Annotated in this window: 18 protein-coding genes and 5 tRNA genes; 5 read left to right on the plus strand and 18 right to left on the minus strand. The window is 71.1% G+C overall.

The window, feature by feature from the left end:
- Positions 1–71 precede the first annotated feature (71 nt).
- Positions 72–869, minus strand: a complete 798-nt coding sequence (gene thiD / locus DMH12_RS12780) for a bifunctional hydroxymethylpyrimidine kinase/phosphomethylpyrimidine kinase (RefSeq protein ID WP_125491696.1) — start codon at positions 867–869, stop codon at positions 72–74.
- The gene (locus tag DMH12_RS12785) at positions 866–1,834 is read right to left on the minus strand and encodes a thiamine-phosphate kinase (RefSeq protein ID WP_064730013.1); all 969 of its coding nucleotides are present in this window, start codon (positions 1,832–1,834) and stop codon (positions 866–868) included. Before DMH12_RS12785 ends, thiD begins: the two co-directional genes overlap by 4 nt.
- Positions 1,835–2,061: 227 nt before the next feature.
- On the opposite strand from DMH12_RS12785, the gene DMH12_RS12790 reads away from it, so the two are divergent.
- Positions 2,062–2,295, plus strand: coding sequence for an Lrp/AsnC ligand binding domain-containing protein (locus DMH12_RS12790; RefSeq protein WP_122617661.1), 234 nt, complete (start codon positions 2,062–2,064; stop codon positions 2,293–2,295).
- A 226-nt stretch (positions 2,296–2,521) separates the two neighbouring features.
- On the opposite strand, the gene DMH12_RS12800 is transcribed toward DMH12_RS12790, so the two are convergent.
- The 3 genes from DMH12_RS12800 to DMH12_RS12810 all read right to left on the minus strand — a co-directional run bounded on the left by DMH12_RS12800 (position 2,522) and on the right by DMH12_RS12810 (position 5,590).
- Positions 2,522–3,679, minus strand: a complete 1,158-nt coding sequence (locus DMH12_RS12800) for a D-alanine--D-alanine ligase family protein (protein ID WP_125491697.1) — start codon at positions 3,677–3,679, stop codon at positions 2,522–2,524.
- Between the two features lie 94 nt (positions 3,680–3,773).
- Positions 3,774–4,784, minus strand: a complete 1,011-nt coding sequence (locus tag DMH12_RS12805; protein WP_125491698.1) for an NAD(P)H-dependent glycerol-3-phosphate dehydrogenase — start codon at positions 4,782–4,784, stop codon at positions 3,774–3,776.
- Positions 4,781–5,590, minus strand: a complete 810-nt coding sequence (locus tag DMH12_RS12810; protein WP_125491699.1) for a 1-acyl-sn-glycerol-3-phosphate acyltransferase — start codon at positions 5,588–5,590, stop codon at positions 4,781–4,783. Before DMH12_RS12810 ends, DMH12_RS12805 begins: the two co-directional genes overlap by 4 nt.
- Before the next feature lie 143 nt (positions 5,591–5,733).
- Here DMH12_RS12810 and cofC point away from each other — a divergent pair, with 143 nt between their 5' ends.
- Together cofC and DMH12_RS12820 are read left to right on the plus strand one after the other, a co-directional pair.
- On the plus strand, positions 5,734–6,372 hold the full coding sequence (gene cofC / locus DMH12_RS12815) for a 2-phospho-L-lactate guanylyltransferase (RefSeq protein ID WP_125491700.1): 639 nt from the start codon (positions 5,734–5,736) through the stop codon (positions 6,370–6,372).
- A gap of 9 nt (positions 6,373–6,381) precedes the next feature.
- Positions 6,382–6,585: a hypothetical protein gene (locus DMH12_RS12820; RefSeq protein ID WP_122617656.1), complete on the plus strand. Its 204-nt coding sequence runs from the start codon at positions 6,382–6,384 to the stop codon at positions 6,583–6,585.
- Positions 6,586–6,681: 96 nt separating this feature from the next.
- Here DMH12_RS12820 and DMH12_RS12825 read toward each other — a convergent pair whose 3' ends face one another.
- The 4 genes from DMH12_RS12825 to leuC all read right to left on the minus strand — a co-directional run bounded on the left by DMH12_RS12825 (position 6,682) and on the right by leuC (position 10,004).
- A complete protein-coding gene (locus DMH12_RS12825) occupies positions 6,682–7,332 on the minus strand; it encodes an HU family DNA-binding protein (RefSeq protein WP_125491701.1) in 651 nt (216 codons plus the stop codon).
- A 137-nt stretch (positions 7,333–7,469) separates the two neighbouring features.
- The gene (locus DMH12_RS12830) at positions 7,470–7,700 is read right to left on the minus strand and encodes a hypothetical protein (protein WP_122617654.1); all 231 of its coding nucleotides are present in this window, start codon (positions 7,698–7,700) and stop codon (positions 7,470–7,472) included.
- Between the two features lie 274 nt (positions 7,701–7,974).
- Positions 7,975–8,568, minus strand: coding sequence for a 3-isopropylmalate dehydratase small subunit (gene leuD / locus DMH12_RS12835; RefSeq protein WP_125491702.1), 594 nt, complete (start codon positions 8,566–8,568; stop codon positions 7,975–7,977).
- A 5-nt stretch (positions 8,569–8,573) separates the two neighbouring features.
- Complete coding sequence (gene leuC, locus DMH12_RS12840) at positions 8,574–10,004, minus strand: 3-isopropylmalate dehydratase large subunit (protein WP_125491703.1); 1,431 nt, start codon at positions 10,002–10,004, stop codon at positions 8,574–8,576.
- Positions 10,005–10,202: 198 nt separating this feature from the next.
- Here leuC and ndgR point away from each other — a divergent pair, with 198 nt between their 5' ends.
- Positions 10,203–10,919, plus strand: coding sequence for an IclR family transcriptional regulator NdgR (gene ndgR / locus DMH12_RS12845; RefSeq protein WP_053137572.1), 717 nt, complete (start codon positions 10,203–10,205; stop codon positions 10,917–10,919).
- A 172-nt stretch (positions 10,920–11,091) separates the two neighbouring features.
- Here ndgR and DMH12_RS12850 read toward each other — a convergent pair.
- The 9 genes from DMH12_RS12850 to DMH12_RS12890 all read right to left on the minus strand — a co-directional run bounded on the left by DMH12_RS12850 (position 11,092) and on the right by DMH12_RS12890 (position 15,193).
- A tRNA-Glu gene (locus tag DMH12_RS12850) sits at positions 11,092–11,164 on the minus strand.
- A 44-nt stretch (positions 11,165–11,208) separates the two neighbouring features.
- Positions 11,209–11,280 (minus strand) — tRNA-Gln (locus tag DMH12_RS12855).
- A 20-nt stretch (positions 11,281–11,300) separates the two neighbouring features.
- Positions 11,301–11,373, minus strand: a tRNA-Glu gene (locus tag DMH12_RS12860).
- 29 nt (positions 11,374–11,402) lie between these two features.
- A tRNA-Glu gene (locus DMH12_RS12865) sits at positions 11,403–11,475 on the minus strand.
- Positions 11,476–11,496: 21 nt separating this feature from the next.
- Positions 11,497–11,568 (minus strand) — tRNA-Gln (locus DMH12_RS12870).
- A 93-nt stretch (positions 11,569–11,661) separates the two neighbouring features.
- A complete protein-coding gene (locus DMH12_RS12875) occupies positions 11,662–12,396 on the minus strand; it encodes an HAD family hydrolase (protein WP_125491704.1) in 735 nt (244 codons plus the stop codon).
- A gap of 205 nt (positions 12,397–12,601) precedes the next feature.
- Entirely contained in the window at positions 12,602–14,089 is a 1,488-nt protein-coding gene (gltX, locus tag DMH12_RS12880; protein WP_125491705.1) for a glutamate--tRNA ligase, read from the minus strand.
- On the minus strand, positions 14,082–14,867 hold the full coding sequence (locus tag DMH12_RS12885) for a fumarylacetoacetate hydrolase family protein (RefSeq protein WP_125491706.1): 786 nt from the start codon (positions 14,865–14,867) through the stop codon (positions 14,082–14,084). Before DMH12_RS12885 ends, gltX begins: the two co-directional genes overlap by 8 nt.
- A 137-nt stretch (positions 14,868–15,004) precedes the next feature.
- Positions 15,005–15,193 carry a hypothetical protein gene (locus DMH12_RS12890; protein ID WP_064730001.1) on the minus strand — a complete coding sequence of 63 codons (189 nt, stop codon included), beginning with the start codon at positions 15,191–15,193 and terminating at the stop codon, positions 15,005–15,007.
- A gap of 602 nt (positions 15,194–15,795) precedes the next feature.
- Here DMH12_RS12890 and DMH12_RS12895 point away from each other — a divergent pair.
- A partial coding sequence (locus DMH12_RS12895) for a nitrate- and nitrite sensing domain-containing protein (protein WP_125491707.1) occupies positions 15,796–18,654 on the plus strand: 2,859 nt, incomplete at its 3' end.

Consider the following 18,654-nt stretch of genomic DNA (forward strand, 5'->3'; position numbering starts at 1 on the left):
CCGGCTTTTTGCCGTGCTCACAAGCCGGTGGTAGGCCGTCTTCGCGGTCACGCTCGTGGGTCACGCGCGGCTCAGGCGGTGTCCCGCCCGAGCGCCCACCCGTGATCGACCGGCCCGATCCCGTCGCCGAGCGCGAAGCCGGCCCCGATCGCGCCGGTGACGTACTCCTTCGCCTCGGTCACCGCCTCCGGCACCGACCGCCCCTTCGCGAGGCCGCACGCGATGGCCGACGCGAGGGTGCAGCCCGTGCCGTGCGTGTGCCGGTTGTCGAGGCGCGGGGCGCGCAGCCAGTGCTCCTCGGAGCCGTCGGTGAGCAGATCCACGGCCTCGCCGCGCAGATGGCCGCCCTTGATCAGCGCCCAGCGCGGCCCGTACTCCAGCAGGGCGGCGGCCGCCCGGCGCAGGTCGCCCTCGGACTCGACGCGTACGCCGGTCAGTTGCGCGACCTCGTCGAGGTTCGGTGTGGCGACGGTGGCCACCGGCAGCAGCTTGGTGCGGACCGAGTCCAGGGCCGAGGCGGCGAGCAGCGCGTCCCCGTGCTTGGAGACGCCGACCGGGTCGACGACGGCCGGGGCGTCCGTGCCGCCCAGCAGTTCGGCGACCGTCTCCACCAGTTCCGCTGAGGCGAGCATCCCGGTCTTGACCGCCTGGACGCCGATGTCGTCGACGACGCTGCGGTACTGGGCCCGTACCGCGTCCACGGGCAGCTCCCAGGCGCCCTGCACGCCGAGGGAGTTCTGCGCGGTGACCGCGGTGAGCACGCTCATGCCGTGCGTGCCGAGGGCCAGCATGGTCTTCAGGTCTGCCTGGATGCCGGCGCCGCCGCCGGAGTCGGAGCCGGCCACGGTGAGTACCAGGGGCGGCCTCATGCCTCGACCTCCCCGCCGAAGTGGTCCCAGCCGCCCTTGCTGGTCCAGGGCGCCCCGTCGACGGTCACCTGGGGCAGCGCGGAGGGGTTGAGGACCTCGCCGATGACCTTCCAGCGGGCGGGCAGCTTCACGTCCGGCGGGAAGGTCGCCACGATCGCGTGGTCCTCTCCCCCGGTGAGCACCCACTGCATGGGGTCGACGCCGACGGCCTGCCCGATGTCGTTCATCTGGGACGGGATGTCGATCTGGCCGGAGCGGACGTCGATCCTGACCTTGCTGGCCTCGGCGATGTGACCCAGGTCGGCGATGAGCCCGTCACTCACGTCGCACATGGCGGTGGCGCCGAGCCCGGCCGCGGCCGGGCCCGCGTGGTACGGGGGCTCGGGGCGCCGGTGTGCCTCGACGAAGGCGCGCGGCGAGCGGAAGCCGCGGGACAGCACGGCGAAACCGGCGGCGGACCAGCCCAGCCAGCCGGTCACCGCGACGAGGTCGCCGGGCTGGGCGCCGCCCCGGGTGACGGGCTCCTGGTTGCGCAGGTCGCCCAGCGCGGTGATGGAGACGGTGATGGTGTCGCCGCGCACCACGTCGCCGCCGACCACGGAGGCGCCGGCCACCTGGCACTCGTCGCGCAGGCCGTCCATCAGCTCGGTCGGCCAGGTCACCGGCAGCTCGGCGGGGACGACCAGGCCGAGCAGCAGCGCGGTCGGCACGGCGCCCATGGCGGCGATGTCCGCCAGGTTCTGCGCCGCCGCCTTGCGGCCCACGTCGTACGCGGTGGACCAGTCCCGGCGGAAGTGCCGGCCCTCGACGAGAATGTCGGTGCTGGCCACCACCCGGCGGTCGGGCGCGGCCACCACCGCGGCGTCGTCGCCGGGTCCCACCCGGACCGCCGGGGTGGTGGTGAGACGGGAGGTGAGCTCCCTGATGAGCCCGAACTCCCCCAGCTCACCAACAGTGCCCTTCATCGCCTTGGCTCCCCTTCTGTCCCTGTCCGTGCCCGGTCGCGCGTCATCTCTGTCCTCGTTACGGTCGACATGACCGTCGCCACGGTCGGCGTGATCGTCAACTCGTGTCATTCCGGCACCCCGGCGCGCGGGGACCGCGGCCCACGGGTCTCCCCGCGGAGAGCGGCTACGCGATACCGTGGCGTTCCTTTTCCCCACATGATCCTCGTGGCCGCTCTGGAGGTTCCGTGGTACAGGCGTACATCCTGATCCAGACGGAGGTCGGCAAGGCGTCGACCGTCGCCGAGACGATCAGCAAGATCCCCGGGGTGATCACGGCCGAGGACGTCACAGGACCCTACGACGTCATCGTGCGCGCCCAGTCCGACACCGTCGACGAACTCGGTCGCATGGTGGTCGCCAAGGTCCAGCAGGTGGACGGCATCACACGCACACTGACCTGCCCCGTGGTTCATCTCTGACCCCCTTCCGCCCGCTCGCTCTCGTACTGTTGATCGCCGCCGCCGGCTGCTCCTCAGCAGACGACAGCGGGGTGGCGGCGGTTCCCGGCCCGGGCCCCGGTCACGAAGCTGTGGCGGAACCCGGACAACACGCTGCCGCCTGCGGGCCGGGGAAACCCGCTGATCATACTGCGAGAAGGCGACCCCCGAGGGGGTCGCCTTCTGGCCGTGCGCGGGGCGGCGGACGTCAGCGCAACCCCGTCGGGCGCCGCAGTGCCGCCTGGACCAGCCGGTCCACCAGCTCGGGGTAGGCGACCCCGCTCGCCTGCCACATCTGCGGGTACATGGAGATCGGTGTGAATCCGGGCATGGTGTTGATCTCGTTGATCACGAACTCGCCGTCCTCGGTGAGGAAGAAGTCCGCGCGCACCAGCCCCTCGCAGGAGGCCGCGTCGAACGCCGCGACGGCCAGGCGCTGGACCTCGGCGGTCTCCTCGGGCGTCAGCGGGGCGGGCACGATGCCGGGGGTGGAGTCGATGTACTTGGCCTCGAAGTCGTAGTACGCGTGCTCCGAGGGCGGCGGGATCTCGGCGGGGACGGAGGCCCGGGGGCCGTCCTCGTACTCCAGCACCCCGCACTCGATCTCCCGGCCGCGCAGGGTCGCCTCGACCAGGATCTTCGGGTCGTGGCGCCGGGCCTCCTCGATCGCCTCGTCGAGTCCGGCGACATCGTCGACCTTGGTGATGCCGATCGAGGAACCCGCGCGCGCGGGCTTCACGAACAGCGGCCAGCCGTGCTCGCCGGCGAAGTCGACGATCTTCTCGCGGGCGCCGGCCCGGTTCTGCCCCCACTCGCGGGGCCGGATCACCACGTACGGGCCGACCTTGAGCCCGTAGGAGGCGAACACCGCCTTCATGTACTCCTTGTCCTGGCCGATGGCCGAGGCGAGCACGCCCGCGCCGACGTAGGGCACACCGGACAGGTCCAGGAGCCCCTGGAGGGTGCCGTCCTCGCCGTACGGGCCGTGCAGCACGGGGAAGACGACGTCGACCTCGCCCAGCGCCTTGGGCACCGCACCGGGTTCGCTGTAGACGACTTCGCGGTTGGCGGGGTCGACGGGCAGCACCACGGCGCCCTCGGTCGACTCGGCCAGTTCCTCGACGTCGGGCGTACGGCGCTCGGTGATCGCCATGCGTTCCGGTTCGTCGGCGGTGAGGGCCCAGCGGCCGTCCCTGGTGATGCCGATCGGCAGGACGTCGTACTTGGTCCGGTCGATGGCCGCGAGGACGGCGCCGGCGGTGACCACGGAGATCCCGTGTTCGGAGCTTCGCCCGCCGAACACGACGGCCACACGCGGCTTGCGAGGCGGCTGCTCGGGGCTCTGGGGGAGGTTCTCGGTGCTCATATCGCGTTGAGAGTACCCGCCCGTAGAGCCCCGAGACAGCGCAGGCGGGGCCGCGTGGCGCGGGTGGCGCCCGGGGTGCGGTCTGCGGTGTCGCTCAGCGTCGCTCGGGCTTCGCGCTGCGCGACATCAGCTCCTTGACCGCGACGACCGGGGGCTTGCCCTCGTGCACGATGGCGACCACGGTCTCGGTGATCGGCATGTCGACGCCGTGCCTGCGCGCCAGATCCAGCACCGACTCGCAGGACTTGACGCCCTCGGCGGTCTGCCTGGTGACCGCGATGGTCTCCTGGAGGGTCATGCCCTTGCCCAGGTTGGTGCCGAAGGTGTGGTTGCGGGACAGCGGGGACGAGCAGGTCGCCACCAGGTCGCCGAGCCCGGCCAGTCCGGAGAAGGTCAGCGGGTCGGCGCCGAGGGCGACCCCGAGGCGGGTGGTCTCGGCCAGGCCGCGGGTGATCAGGGAGCCCTTGGCGTTGTCGCCCAGTCCCATGCCGTCCGCGATGCCGACGGCCAGCCCGATCACGTTCTTCACGGCGCCGCCCAGTTCGCAGCCGACGACGTCGGTGTTGGTGTACGGGCGGAAGTACGGCGTGTGGCAGGCGGTCTGGAGGCGCTGGGCGACGGATTCGTCGGGGCAGGCGACCACGGCGGCGGCCGGCATGCGGGCGGCGATCTCGCGGGCCAGGTTGGGCCCGGTGACCACGGCGATGCGCTCGGCGCCGACCTTGGCGACGTCCTCGATGACTTCGCTCATCCGCATCGCGGAGCCGAGTTCGACGCCCTTCATCAGCGACACCAGGACCGTGCCGGGCGCCAGCAGCGGCGTCCAGTCGGCGAGGTTGGCGCGCAGCGTCTGGGACGGGACGGCGAGAACCGTGAAGTCGGCGTCGCGCGCGGCCTCGGCGGCGTCGGTGGTGGCCCGCAGGCCGGCGGGGAGTTCCACGCCGGGCAGGTAGTCCGGGTTGGTCCGGGTGGAGTTGACGGCGTCGGCGAGGTCGGCGCGGCGTCCCCACAGGGTGACGTCGCACCCCGCGTCGGCGAGGACCGTGCCGAAGGCGGTGCCCCAGGATCCGGTGCCGAAGACGGCCGCCTTGACCGGCTTGCTCACGTGCTCTGCCCTTCTGCCTGCGTTCCCCGCGTCCGTGCCGGCGCCGGCTGCGACTGCGACTGCGACGGTGTCTGCGACTGCGTACGGCGCCGCTGCTCGATCCGCTCGCGGCGCGGGTCGTAGGGGGTCCGGGGGGCCTTCTCGCCCCGGATCTCCTCCAGGTGGCCGGTGACGGCGGCCATGATGACCTCGGTGGCCTCCTTCAGCAGCTCCGCGGTCATCTCCCGGTCGTAGAACCGCGAGAGGTCGACCGGCGGCCCCGCCAGTACGCGGTGGGTCTTGCGCGGGAGGAGGTTCGGCTTCTTGGCGTAGGGCGGCAGCAGTTCGTTGCAACCCCACTGGGCGACCGGGATCACCGGGCACTTGGTCTGCAGGGCCACGCGCGCGGCACCGGTCTTGGCGGTCATCGGCCAGCCGTCCGGGTCGCGGGTGAGGGTGCCCTCGGGGTAGAAGGCGACGCACTCGCCGCGCTCCACGGCCTCGATCGCGGCCCGGAAGGCGCTGAGGGCGTCCGTGCTCTCGCGGTAGACGGGGATCTGCCCGGTGCCCCGCATCGCGGCGCCGACGAAGCCCTTCTTGAAAAGGCCGCTCTTCGCCAGGAATCGGGGGACGCGCCCGGTGTTGTACTGGTAGTGCGCGTACGCGAAGGGGTCCACGTGCGAATTGTGGTTCACGGCGGTGATAAATCCGCCGTCGGCCGGAATGTTCTCCATTCCCCGCCAGTCCCGCTTGATCAGAACCATGAGCGGCGGTTTGCAGATCACCGCGGCCAGGCGGTACCAGAAGCCGATTCTGCGGCGGGGCACGCTGACACCTTTCCTCCAGGGCCTGGGGCCGGACAAGTGTCGCCCCGGGCCGCCCGTCTGTCGAGAACACCGTACGCCCCGGCGAGTGAACCGCCAGATCTCCCAGGTGACAATGACGGCGACGAGAGAAGGACGGAACGCTCGTGCAGTGGACCTTGGTCGTACCCGTGAAGCCCCTCGCCCGGGCCAAGAGCAGGCTGTCGGACACCGCGGACGCCGGGGTCCGGCCGGATCTCGCGCTGGCGTTCGCCCAGGACGCCGTGGCAGCCGCGCTGGCCTGCCCGGCGGTCGCGGATGTGGCAGTCGTCACGGACGACGCACGGGCCGGGCGGGAACTGGCGGCGCTCGGCGCGGCCCTCGTCACGGACGAGCCCCGGGGCGGCCTGAACGCGGCGCTCGCGCACGGCGCCGGTGCGGTCCGCGCGGCATGTCCCGGAACTCCGGTGGCGGCACTCAACGCAGATCTCCCCGCGCTGCGGCCGGCGGAATTGGCGCGGGTCCTGGCGGCGGCCGGGCAATTCCCGCGTGCTTTTCTCCCCGACGCGGCCGGAATCGGCACGACCTTGCTGACCGCGGCACCGGGCGTCGAATTGTCCCCGGCATTCGGTCCGGATTCCCGGGTCCGCCACCGTGCGTCCGGCGCGGTGGAACTGTCCCTCGGCGCGGTGGATTCCGTACGGCAGGACGTCGACACCGGCGGTGATCTGCGCTCCGCCCTGGCGCTGGGGGTGGGGCCCCGGACGGCGGCGGTGGCGGCGCGGCTGCTGATCGCCGGGCAGTAGGCTGCCGCCATGCAGGCGACCGCGTACACGTACGACCCCGAGAGCCGCAGCGGGCAGGTACTGCTCGACGACGGCACGCCCGTGCCCTTCGACGCGGCGGCGTTCGACGCGGGGGGCCTGCGGCTGCTGCGGCCCGGGCAGCGGGTGCGGATCGAGACGGAGGGGGCGGGCGAGGACCGCCGGATCACGCTGGTGACGCTCCAGACCCTCTGAACGGCCTGGGAAAACGCCGCGGGCCGGACTCCGAGAGGGAGTCCGGCCCGGCGCGTGAGAGCCCTGTCCGCCTGCTGCCGCCGCTACCGCCGGCTGCTACTTCTTGCGAGCGGTGGCCTTCTTGGCGGTGGTCTTGCGTGCGGTCGACTTCTTGGCCGGAGCCTTCTTGGCGGTCGCCTTCTTGGCGGGAGCCTTCTTCGCCGCGGTCTTCTTCGCCGTCGCGGTGGTCTTGGCGGCGGACTTCTTGGCGGTGGTCTTCTTCGCCGCGGTGGTCTTCTTCGCCGCACCCGTGGCCTTCTTCGCCGCGGTCTTCTTCGCCGCGGTGGTCTTCTTCGCCGCACCCGTGGCCTTCTTCGCCGCGGTCTTCTTGGCGGCGGCCTTCTTGCCCGCGGCCTTGGAGATCGTGGCCGACGGGCCGGACAGGCTGCCCTTGGGGGCCTTCTTGACCGCGATGTCGTTCTTCGGGAGCTTCTTCGAGCCGCTCACCAGGTCCTTGAAGCCCTGACCCGCGCGGAAGCGCGGCACCGAGGTCTTCTTGACCCGAACCCGCTCGCCCGTCTGGGGGTTGCGGGCGTAGCGGGCGGGACGGTCGACCTTCTCGAAGGAACCGAAGCCGGTGACCGAGACCCGGTCGCCCGAGACCACGGCACGGACGAGGGCGTCCAGGACCGCGTCGACGGCGTCGGCGGCCTGCTGCCTGCCGCCCACCTTGTCGGCAATCGCTTCTACGAGCTGCGCCTTGTTCACGTCTTCCCCTTCGGAGACATCGCCAGAACGAATGTGTTCAAGCTTTTTCGCACGTTAGGCAGATATATACCGCAAATCAAACACGAAACGGGCTAATCACCCTTGTGCCGCAACGGACTCGGGCCGCCCCGGCCTGTTCAGCCGTCCTCTTCGGGGAATCGACCCTCGTCGAGGTCGGCGGTGAACCGATCCAGGCGCCTTGCCGCACCGGCGAGATCGTGTTTGGCCGCGGCCGTAATGACCAGCAGCTTCCGGGTCAGCGCCATCCGTACGCCCTCCGGGACTTGCAGTGCACGCACTCTTGTGTGCGCTTCCTTGAGCCGGACCGCGACCGCCGCATAGAGCTCGAGTTGGCCGTCGTGGTCCATGCACAGATTGTGCCATCTGGGGCGAGTTGTCGCCTGCGCAGGGGGCAACTGCCGCCCCGAACGGCCATCCGGGCACTCCCGCAACCCGCGCCTCCAGAACTTCTGTACCCCGGCAACCATGCCTTTAACGTGGGAAGTTGTGTGCCTCACCGCTGACGGGCGCCCGCCGCCCGACCCGAAAACGGCCGTACCCCCGATCGGGCTGATCGGGGGTACGGCGGGGGTGTTGGGTGGCCGAAACTCGACCTTGCCGGCGCCTCTGCGGGCTCCGGGGTCAGACCTGGATGGTCTGCGGCTTGTGCGAAGGGCGCTTCGCCTCGTACGCGGCGATGTCCGCCTCGTTCTGGAGGGTGATCGAGATGTCGTCCAGCCCGTTCAGCAGCCGCCAGCGGGAGTTCTCGTCCAGCTCGAAGGGGGCCGTGACACCCTCCGCCCGGACCTCGCGGGCCTCCAGGTCGACGGTGATCTCCGCCTGCGGGTCCTGCTCCGTGAGCGCCCACAGCGCGTCCACGATCTTCTGGTCGAGGACCACGGTGAGCAGGCCGTTCTTCAGCGAGTTGCCCCGGAAGATGTCGGCGAAGCGGGAGGAGATCACGGCCTTGAAGCCGTAGTTCTGCAGCGCCCAGACGGCGTGCTCACGGGAGGAGCCGGTGCCGAAGTCGGGGCCGGCCACCAGAACCGTGGCGCCCTGGCGCTCGGGCTGGTTGAGGACGAAGGACCCGTCCTTGCGCCAGGCCTCGAACAGCCCGTCCTCGAACCCGTCCCGGGTCACCTTCTTGAGCCAGTGGGCGGGGATGATCTGGTCGGTGTCGACGTTGCTGCGGCGCAGCGGGACGGCCCGGCCGGTGTGCGTGGTGAATGCTTCCATGACTCTCAGACTCCAGCGGGCGTGGGGACGTCGGCGGCGGACAGGTCGGCCGGGGAGGCCAGGTGACCCAGGACCGCCGTCGCAGCCGCGACCTGCGGGGACACCAGGTGGGTACGGCCGCCCTTGCCCTGGCGCCCCTCGAAGTTGCGGTTGGAGGTGGAGGCGGAGCGCTCACCGGGGGCCAGCTGGTCCGGGTTCATGCCCAGGCACATCGAGCAGCCCGCGTGCCGCCATTCGGCGCCGGCCTCCTTGAAGACCACGTCCAGGCCCTCGGAGACGGCCTGCAGGCCCACCCGCGCGGAGCCCGGGACGACCAGCATCCGTACGCCGTCGGCGACTTTGCGGTCCTTGACGATCTCGGCGGCGGCGCGGAGGTCCTCGATGCGGCCGTTGGTGCAGGAACCTACGAAGACGGTGTCCACGCTGATGGAACGCAGCGGCTGACCGGCCTCCAACCCCATGTACTCCAGGGCCTTTTCGGCGGCGAACCGCTCCGAAGCGTCTTCGTACGAAGCCGGGTCGGGAACGGCGGCGGAAAGCGGCGCGCCCTGCCCCGGGTTGGTGCCCCAGGTGACGAACGGGGACAGCTCGGCGGCCTCGATGACGACCTCGGCGTCGAACTCGGCGTCGTCGTCCGTGCGCAGCGTCTTCCAGTACTCGACCGCGGCGTCCCAGTCCGCGCCCTCGGGGGCGTGCGGGCGGCCCTGGAGGTAGTCGAAGGTGGTGGCGTCGGGGGCGATCATGCCCGCGCGGGCGCCGGCCTCGATCGACATGTTGCAGATGGTCATGCGGGCCTCCATCGAGAGCTTCTCGATGGCCTCGCCCCGGTACTCCAGGACGTAGCCCTGGCCGCCGCCGGTGCCGATCTTCGCGATGATCGCGAGGATCAGGTCCTTGGCGGTGACGCCGTCGGGCAGTTCGCCGTTGACCGTGATGGCCATGGTCTTCGGACGGGCCAGGGGCAGCGTCTGGGTGGCCAGCACGTGCTCTACCTGGGAGGTGCCGATGCCGAAGGCCAGCGCGCCGAAGGCGCCGTGCGTCGAGGTGTGCGAGTCGCCGCAGACCACGGTGGTGCCGGGCTGGGTCAGGCCCAGCTGCGGGCCGACCACGTGCACGACGCCCTGCTCGACGTCGCCCAGCGGGTGCAGCCGGACGCCGAATTCCGCGCAGTTCTTGCGCAGCGTCTCCAGCTGGGCCCGGGAGACCGGGTCCGCGATGGGCTTGTCGATGTCGAGTGTCGGGGTGTTGTGGTCCTCGGTGGCGATGGTCAGGTCGAGCCGCCGCACCGGGCGGCCGCTCTTGCGGAGGCCGTCGAAGGCCTGCGGGCTGGTCACCTCGTGCAGCAGGTGCAGATCGATGAAGAGGAGGTCGGGCTCGCCCTCGGCGCGCCGGACGACGTGGTCGTCCCAGACCTTCTCCGCGAGTGTCCTACCCATCGCTTTCCCTCCGGCCGGCGACGAAGCGTCGGCCCAACTAGAGATCTTTGGGGAAGCGGCGCCCGCACCCCTGTGTTTCCGGGCAACCGCCACCAGGCCCTTACGTCACGGGCCGTTGTGACTTCGTGCCATCCAGGGTGGCGCGTTCCATGGAAAATTGAACTTGCGTTTCACAGAGTGAGACGGGAGTATCGTTTCATGGACAACAGTAGCGGCGTCGGCGTTCTGGACAAGGCGGCCCTCGTCCTGAGCGCTCTGGAGTCCGGCCCGGCCACCCTCGCGGGATTGGTCGCTGCGACCGGACTGGCACGACCCACGGCCCACCGCCTGGCCGTGGCACTGGAACACCACCGCATGGTGGCGCGCGACATGCAGGGCCGTTTCATTCTCGGCCCGCGCCTGGCCGAGCTGGCCGCGGCGGCCGGCGAGGACCGGCTGCTGGCCACCGCGGGCCCGGTGCTCACCCACCTCCGCGACGTCACGGGCGAGAGCGCTCAGCTCTACCGCCGCCAGGGCGACATGCGCATCTGCGTGGCCGCGGCCGAGCGTCTGTCGGGCCTGAGGGACACGGTCCCGGTCGGCTCCACGCTCACCATGAAGGCCGGCTCCTCGGCGCAGATCCTGATGGCCTGGGAGGAGCCCGAGCGCCTGCACCGCGGCCTCCAGGGCGCCCGCTTCACGGCGACGGCGCTGTCCGGCGTGCGGCGGCGCGGCTGGGCCCAGTCCATCGGCGAGCGGGAGCCGGGCGTCGCGTCCGTCTCGGCGCCGGTGCGCGGCCCCTCCAACCGCGTGGTGGCGGCCGTGTCCGTCTCCGGCCCCATCGAGCGCCTGACGCGCCACCCGGGCCGGATGCACGCCCAGGCGATCATCGACGCCGCCGGCCGCCTCTCGGAGGCGCTGCGCCGCACGGGCTGACCGGCACCTTCCCCTGCGCGACCTACCGGAGACGGGCCCGCCTCAACGCCGCGGCGGGCCCTCCCCCGGTCAGGACCCGCGACCGCGTCCGGGGCGCCGAACCGGGGCGGACGTACGGGGACTTGGGAACGCCAGAAGGCCCCCCGCCGAAGCGGAGGGCCTTCTGATCTTGTACCCCCGACCGGATTCGAACCGGCGCTACCGCCTTGAGAGGGCGGCGTGCTAGGCCGCTACACAACGGGGGCGTGGATCTTGCAGGCGTTTCATGCTTCATCGCCGCAGATCCGAGCTGGTCTACCAGGACTCGAACCTAGACTAACTGAACCAGAATCAGTCGTGCTGCCAATTACACCATAGACCAATGTGGTTTAGACCAGTTCGTACCCCCGACCGGATTCGAACCGGCGCTACCGCCTTGAGAGGGCGGCGTGCTAGGCCGCTACACAACGGGGGCCCTAGCGATCACCTCGTGAGAGATCACCGTACCCCCGACCGGATTCGAACCGGCGCTACCGCCTTGAGAGGGCGGCGTGCTAGGCCGCTACACAACGGGGGCATTGCAGATAAGCTCTGCGAGCTGGCCTACCTGGACTCGAACCAAGACTAAGTGAACCAGAATCACTCGTGCTGCCAATTACACCATAGGCCACTGGAACGCAAGCCCCTGCTGGGGTTTCGCTCTAGCTTCGCGCTTCCGGTTCCCGGCCCTTTCGGCCCGCTCCTCGGCGGCGCAGGAAGAACATTACCTGAAGGTGGACGGGGCTCCAAAACGGGTATCGGCGCCGAGCAGCGCGGGGAGTTCGGAGAGCGAGGCGATACGGCGTGGCCCCTCCGGCGGGTCCACCGTCGCGTAGACGCCGCCCCGGTCGATCCACACGGAGAGCAGCCCGGCGTCGGCGGCGCCGCGTCCGTCGATCTCCGGGTGGTCGCCGACGTAGGCGACCTCGGACGGGGTGAGCGCCAGGGCGTCGCAGGCCGCGAGGAAGGCGGCGGGCTCGGGCTTGGAGACGCCCAGCTCGGCGGCGCACAGGATGGTCTCGAAGCGGTCGTGCACACCGAGGACCCGCAGCTTGCGGTCCTGGACGGTGAGGCTGGAGTTGGAGAGCACCGCGTGCCGGTGGCTGCCGGCGAGGGCGTCGAGGACGGGCAGCACGTCCGGGAAGAGGGACCAGGCGGCCTCGTAGTGCGTGACGTAGCGCTGGAACCAGGCGTCGGCCTCGGCCTCGGTCAGCTCCGGCCGGCCCAGGAACTCGCGGATGCGGTCGCGGCGCTGTGTGACGAAGTCCACCTCACCGGCCGAGAAGCGCGCCCACTGCCGGTCGGTGATCTGCCGCCAGCGCACGAGGGCCTCCTCGGCCGACCCGTACCCGGCGAGGAGGCCTTCGGCCACCAGGTGGGCCCGCATGCCCTCGCGGTCGGCGGTGGTGTAGTCGAAGAGGGTGTCGTCGACGTCCCATACGACGGCTTTGATCGGCATGGGACCCAGCGTAGACACCGAGAGCGGTGGGCCGGGCCGTTTCAGCACCGGTTACTGGACGGCGAGGCCCTCGATCTCGATGAGCGGCGCGGGGGTGAGCAGCCGCGGGCCGGACGGAGCCCTGGCCTCGGACAGCCGGCCGACCCGGCCGGGGCAAGGCAAGGGGCGGCACCCGCGCGGGTGCCGCCCCTTGCGCTCTCGTGCGTTACGCGGCCGCGAGCCGGGCCAGCGCCGTGTCGATCCTGGCCAGCGTCTTCTCCTTGCCCAGAACCTCCAGGGACTCGAAGAGGGGCAGGCCGACGGTGCGGCCGGTGACGGCGACGCGGACCGGGGCCTGGGCCTTGCCGAGCTTGAGGCCGTGCGCCTCGCCGGCGGCCAGGACGGCCTCCTTGAGGGACTCGGGGGACGTCCAGTCGGCCGCGTCCAGCTTCTCGCGGGCGGTGGTGAGCAGGGCGTCCGAGCCCTCCTTCATCGCCTTCGCCCAGCTCGCCTCGTCGAGGACCGGCTCCGGCAGGAACAGGAAGTCGACGTTGTCCGTGATCTCGGAGAGGACCTTGAGGCGGGTCTGCGCGTGCGGCGCGACGGCCTGCCACTTGGCCTCGTCGAAGTCCTCGGGCGCCCAGGGGGCGGCCGGGGCCTTCAGCCACGGGCGGCAGCGCTCGGTGAAGTCCTTCACCGGCAGCAGCCGGATGTGGTCGCCGTTGATCGCCTCGCACTTCTTCAGGTCGAAGCGAGCCGGGTTGGGCTGCACGTCGGAGACGTCGAAGGCCGCCACCATCTCGTCGATCGTGAAGATGTCCTGGTCGGCGGAGAGCGACCAGCCGAGCAGGGAGAGGTAGTTGAGCAGGCCCTCGGGGAGGAAGCCGCGCTCGCGGTAGAGGTTCAGGCTCGACTGGGGGTCGCGCTTGGAGAGCTTCTTGTTGCCCTCGCCCATGACGTACGGGAGGTGGCCGAAGGCCGGGATCTCCTTGGCGATGCCCAGCTCGGTCAGCGCCTTGTACAGGGCGATCTGTCGCGGGGTGGAGGAGAGCAGGTCCTCGCCGCGCAGGACGTGGGTGATCTCCATCAGGGCGTCGTCGACCGGGTTGACCAGCGTGTAGAGGGGGGCGCCGTTGGCGCGGACGATGCCGTAGTCCGGGACGTTCTCGGGGAGGTAGGTGATCTCGCCGCGGACCAGGTCCGTGAAGGTGATCGCCTCGTCGGGCATCCGGAAGCGGACGATGGGCGCGCGGCCCTCGGCCTTGTACCCCTCGACCTCGGCGTCGCTCAGGTCACGGCAGTGGCCGTCGTACCCGGAGGGCCGGCCGGCCGCGCGGGCGGCCTCGCGGCGGCTGTCCAGCTCCTCCTGGGAGCAGTAGCAGCGGTAGGCGTGGCCGGTGGCGAGCAGCTTGTCGGCGACGTCCTTGTAGATGTCCATGCGCTGCGACTGGCGGTACGGCGCGTGCGGGCCGCCGACCTCGGGGCCCTCGTCCCAGTCGAAGCCCAGCCAGCGCATCGCGTCCAGCAGCTGGGTGTACGACTCCTCGGAGTCGCGGGCCGCGTCGGTGTCCTCGATGCGGAAGACCAGCGTGCCCTGGTGGTGCCGGGCGAACGCCCAGTTGAACAGGGCGGTGCGCACCAGACCCACGTGGGGGTTGCCGGTGGGGGACGGACAGAAACGTACGCGTACGGGTGAGCCGGGTGCGCTAGCCACGCTTGACAACCTTGTTGGTGAGAGTGCCGATGCCTTCGATGGTGACGGCGACCTCGTCGCCGACGTTGAGGGGGCCGACGCCGGCCGGGGTCCCCGTGAGGATCACGTCGCCGGGAAGCAGCGTCATGGCCTCGGAGATGTTGACGATCAGGTCCTCGATGGAGTGGATCATCTCGCTGGTGCGGCCGAGCTGCCGCTGGGCGCCGTTGACCGTGAGCTGGATGGTCAGGTCGGCCGCGGCGGCGAGGCCGATGTCCGTCTCCACCCAGGGTCCCAGCGGGCAGGCGGAGTCGAAGCCCTTCGCCCGGGCCCACTGCTTCTCGCGGCGCTGCACGTCGCGGGCGGTGACGTCGTTGGCGCAGGTGTAGCCGAAGATCACGTCCTGCACGCGGTCGCGCGGGACCTCGCGGCACATGCGGCCGATGACGACGGCGAGTTCGGCCTCGTGGTGCAGTTCCTCGGAGAAGGAGGGGTACTGGATGGCGTCGCCGGGACCGATCACCGAGGTGGACGGCTTGAAGAAGGCGAACGGGGCGTCGGGCACCTCGTTGCCGAGTTCGCGGGCGTGTTCGGCGTAGTTGCGGCCGAAGGCGACGACCTTGTTCGGGAGCACCGGCGGCAGCAGCCGCACCTTGCTCAGGGGCACCTTGGTGCCGGAGAGCTCGTAGTCCCCGAACGGGATGCCCTTGATGATGTCGAGGACGAGCTGGTCCGGCTGGTCGCCCTCGACCGCGCCGAAGGCGACGTTCCCGTCGATGGAGAACCTGGCGATGCGCACGGGTTGCTTGGCCCCTTGACTGAGCTGGCTGGAGTCTGACGCCCCAGGCTAACGCGGCGCGCCCGTCCGGCATGATCCGCCGGACGGGCGCTTGGTGCTCTCGGGGCCGCCTGAACGGGCGGCGCCGGGGTGACGTACTACTCTGCGACGGCGGCCCCGACCGGGACCTCCATGAGGACGGTGCGCCGGGGGTTGGCGGTCTGGGCGGGGAGCTCGACGGCGTGCTCCGGCTGCTCCTGCGTGCGCAGGTCGTCGGCGTCGTCGAGGTGCGCCAGCGTCGTGCGCCGCGGGTTGGCGATCTGGTGGAACATCATCGTCGTCTTCACGGTTGTGGGAGGCCCTGTCGTGTCCGGGCGCCCGAGGGGCTGCGATGACCCCTGCGAGGGCGCGGGTTGTCGGTTTTGCCTTCTCTGTAAAGCGTCAGGCTAAACATGCAATTCCCCGGCAACTCGGGGAGGGCCCGCGATCTGCGTGTGAGTTTGCTCACTTATCAAGGGTCAAACCGGTCAATTGCGACTCCAGCGACACCGGGACCAATGAGACATTTCACCGTTGAAGCCCGCATTCCGCTCCTGATCATGGCGACTGGGACACCCTGTGCACGTCGACGACTCGCGGGTATACGTCCCTTTTGCGGGTGATCATCTTCTACGTCTGGTGACTCGGCCCTCACGTGCTGTCACGTATCTCACGGCGTACCCCACGGGCCTTGTTGGAGATCCGGCACTGTGCTGGAATTCCACGGACCGCCGCAGGATCGAGCCGGCGCGCAGGGGGCGCAAAGCAGCGCCGGGCGGCGGCGAGAAGGGGGAACCAGCGCCGGTCACTCACGACCACCACGGGGGCGTATTCAGGGCGCCCCCATGACGCCGACACCGTGCCCCGCCGTTCACGCGGAGGGGCGCCTGGTCCAGAGGTTGCGACGCTAGTGCAGGGACGTTTCAAGAGGGATGGCAGCGCTTCGGCGGAGCCGGAGCCGCACGGCGGGACCGGCCCCAAGGCCGTCGGCTCCTCGCCCCAGCACGCCCAGAACCCGGGCCAGACCGCGTCCGGCGACAATGGAGAGCGCGCCGGTCAGACGGCCGGTTCGGCCGCCCCCGACCAGCAGCCGTCCGCCAAGCCGGCCAAGGGCGCGCCGAGCGGCCCCGGCCCGCGAATAGCCCTGCGCAACTGGCGTATCTCCACCCGTCTGGTCTCGCTGCTCGCGCTCCCGGTGGTCGCGGCCACCTCGCTGGGCGCGATGCGCATCAGCCAGTCGATGGACGACATCCAGCAGCTCGACAACATGAAGCTGCTGACCGAGATGACCAAGCAGGCCACCGAACTGGCCGCCGCGCTCCAGGAGGAGCGCGACCAGTCCGCCGGCCCCCTGGCACACGGCTCCGCCTCCAGCGCCATCGCCGTCAAGGGCGACCGCGAGCAGACCGACCGGGCTCTGAAGAACTTCCTCGACAACTCCGAGGAGATCGACGCCGCCAGCAAGGACGGCAACCTCGTCGGTGTCCGCGACAGCCTCGTCGGCCTCGCGAGCGACCTGAACGACCTGAACAAGATCCGCGGCACGGCCTACCAGGCCAAGCAGAACTCGACCCAGACCGTCGAGGCCTACCACCGCCTGATCAACCACCTGCTCGACCTCTCGCAGGACATGGCGGAGGCGACCAGCAACCCCGACATGATTCAGCGCACGCGCGCCCTGTCGGCCTTCTCCTCGGCCAAGGAGTACGCGTCCATCCAGCGCGCGGTCCTGGCGGCGGCGCTCCCCGCGAACAACACCAGCAAGGGCAAGCTCTCCGAGAACGACCGGCTCTACGCCCAGTCGGCACTGCAGAGCCAGACGTCCGAGATCCGCAGCTTCAGCAGCATCTACGGCGACGGCGCCGAGGAACTCCTCAAGCCGATCTCCGAGGGCAACCCGGTGATCGAGGCGTCCGACCAGTACGCCGGCCGCGCCCTCAGCGGTGTCAACGGCCTGGGCGAACTCAAGCCCCGGTCGTACCAGGACTGGCTGGACGACAGCTCCACCAAGATCCAGCAGATGAAGAACATCGAGCTGAAGCTGCTGGAGGACATGGAGCAGCAGGCCCGCGAGCTGCGCAACGAGTCCGAGCGCGAGGCCATCATCTCCGGTGTCCTCATCCTGCTCGTGCTCGGCGTCTCGCTGGTCGGCGCCTTCGTCGTGGCGCGGTCCATGATCCGCTCGCTGCGCCGCCTGGAGGACACCGCGACCAAGGTCGCCCAGGACCGCCTGCCCGAGCTGGTCAAGCAGCTGTCCGAGACCGACCCGCAGGACGTCGACACCTCGGTGGAGTCGGTCGGTGTGCACTCCCGGGACGAGATCGGCCGAGTGGCCGCGGCCTTCGACGACGTGCACCGCGAGGCGGTCCGCCTCGCCGCCGAGCAGGCCCTGCTGCGGGGCAACGTCAACGCGATGTTCACCAACCTCTCGCGCCGCTCCCAGGGCCTCATCCAGCGTCAGCTCTCGCTCATCTCCGAACTGGAGTCCCGCGAGGCCGACCCGGACCAGCTGTCCTCGCTGTTCAAGCTCGACCACCTCGCGACGCGCATGCGCCGTAACGGTGAGAACCTCCTCGTCCTCGCCGGTGAGGAGCCCGGCCGCCGCTGGACCCGGCCGGTCCCGCTGGTCGACGTGCTCCGTGCCGCCGCCTCCGAGGTGGAGCAGTACGAGCGCATCGAGCTGGCTTCCGTGCCGACCACCGAGGTCGCCGGCCGCGTGGTCAACGACCTCGTGCACCTGCTCGCCGAGCTGCTGGAGAACGCGACCTCGTTCTCCTCGCCGCAGACCAAGGTCAAGGTCACCGGTCACGCGCTGCCCGACGGCCGCGTCCTGATCGAGATCCACGACACCGGCATCGGCCTCTCCCCCGAGGACCTCGCCGCGATCAACGAGCGGCTCGCCTCGCCGCCCACCGTGGACGTCTCCGTCTCCCGCCGCATGGGTCTGTTCGTGGTCGGCCGCCTCTCGCAGCGCCACGGCATCCGCATCCAGCTGCGGCCGTCCGACTCCGGTGGCACGACCGCGCTGGTCATGCTGCCCGTGGACGTCGCCCAGGGCGGCCGCAAGCCGCAGCCGAAGCCGGGGCAGTCCGCCTCCGGCAACGGCGGGCCGGCGGCCGCGCAGGCCGCCGCGGGTGTCGCCGCGGCCCGCCGCGGCGGCCAGGGCGGCGCACTCGCCGGAGGTGCCTTCGGCGGCGGTGGCGCGCTCGGTGGTAGCGGTGGCGGCGCCCCGGGCGGCCGGCTCGGTGCCGCCCAGGGTCCGCGGGCCGCGCTCCCCGGACGGGACACGGACGGTCGCCCGGGCGCGCCCGGCGGTCCGCGCGGTCCCCAGGCCCCGGCCGGTCCCGGCCAGCAGAACCGCCCGGCCCCGGCCGGTGCGGGGGCCGGTGGCGGTCAGGCGCCCGGTGCCCCGCAGGGCCTGCAGGCCGCGGGCCTGAACGCCCCGCAGGGCAACGCCCCGCAGGGCCAGGACGTCTTCGGCGGTGGCCGCGGTCCCGCCGCGCCCCCGCAGCGCGGCAAGCGCGGCAACAACGGCGACGCCGGACAGGGCCGTCGTCCGCAGCTGCCGCCGCGCGGTGGCCCGCGTGCCGAGCTGCCCGGTGGCAACCCGCAGCCCCGCACGCCCAGCTGGAGCGACGAGAACGCGCAGCCGCCCGTGGAGCGCGCCCCGCTGGACGCCCCCCGCGGCCACGAGGAGCCGGACAGCCCCCGGACCCGCCGCACCCCGGACTTCGACGACCGGCAGGGCCCGGGCTCCACGGCGGAGATG

This window comes from Streptomyces sp. WAC 04229, from assembly GCF_003947455.1.
In the GTDB taxonomy this organism is placed as follows: Bacteria; Actinomycetota; Actinomycetes; order Streptomycetales; family Streptomycetaceae; genus Streptomyces.

Coding starts and splice junctions, on each gene's coding strand:
- DMH12_RS12820 (WP_122617656.1), top strand. CDS start 6,382: ATGCAGGCGACCGCGTACACGTACGACCCCGAGAGCCGCAGCGGGCAG.
- leuC (WP_125491703.1), bottom strand. CDS start 10,004: ATGGGTAGGACACTCGCGGAGAAGGTCTGGGACGACCACGTCGTCCGG.
- DMH12_RS12830 (WP_122617654.1), bottom strand. CDS start 7,700: ATGGACCACGACGGCCAACTCGAGCTCTATGCGGCGGTCGCGGTCCGG.
- DMH12_RS12785 (WP_064730013.1), bottom strand. CDS start 1,834: ATGAAGGGCACTGTTGGTGAGCTGGGGGAGTTCGGGCTCATCAGGGAG.
- DMH12_RS12800 (WP_125491697.1), bottom strand. CDS start 3,679: ATGAGCACCGAGAACCTCCCCCAGAGCCCCGAGCAGCCGCCTCGCAAG.
- DMH12_RS12875 (WP_125491704.1), bottom strand. CDS start 12,396: ATGCCGATCAAAGCCGTCGTATGGGACGTCGACGACACCCTCTTCGAC.
- thiD (WP_125491696.1), bottom strand. CDS start 869: ATGAGGCCGCCCCTGGTACTCACCGTGGCCGGCTCCGACTCCGGCGGC.
- ndgR (WP_053137572.1), top strand. CDS start 10,203: ATGGACAACAGTAGCGGCGTCGGCGTTCTGGACAAGGCGGCCCTCGTC.
- leuD (WP_125491702.1), bottom strand. CDS start 8,568: ATGGAAGCATTCACCACGCACACCGGCCGGGCCGTCCCGCTGCGCCGC.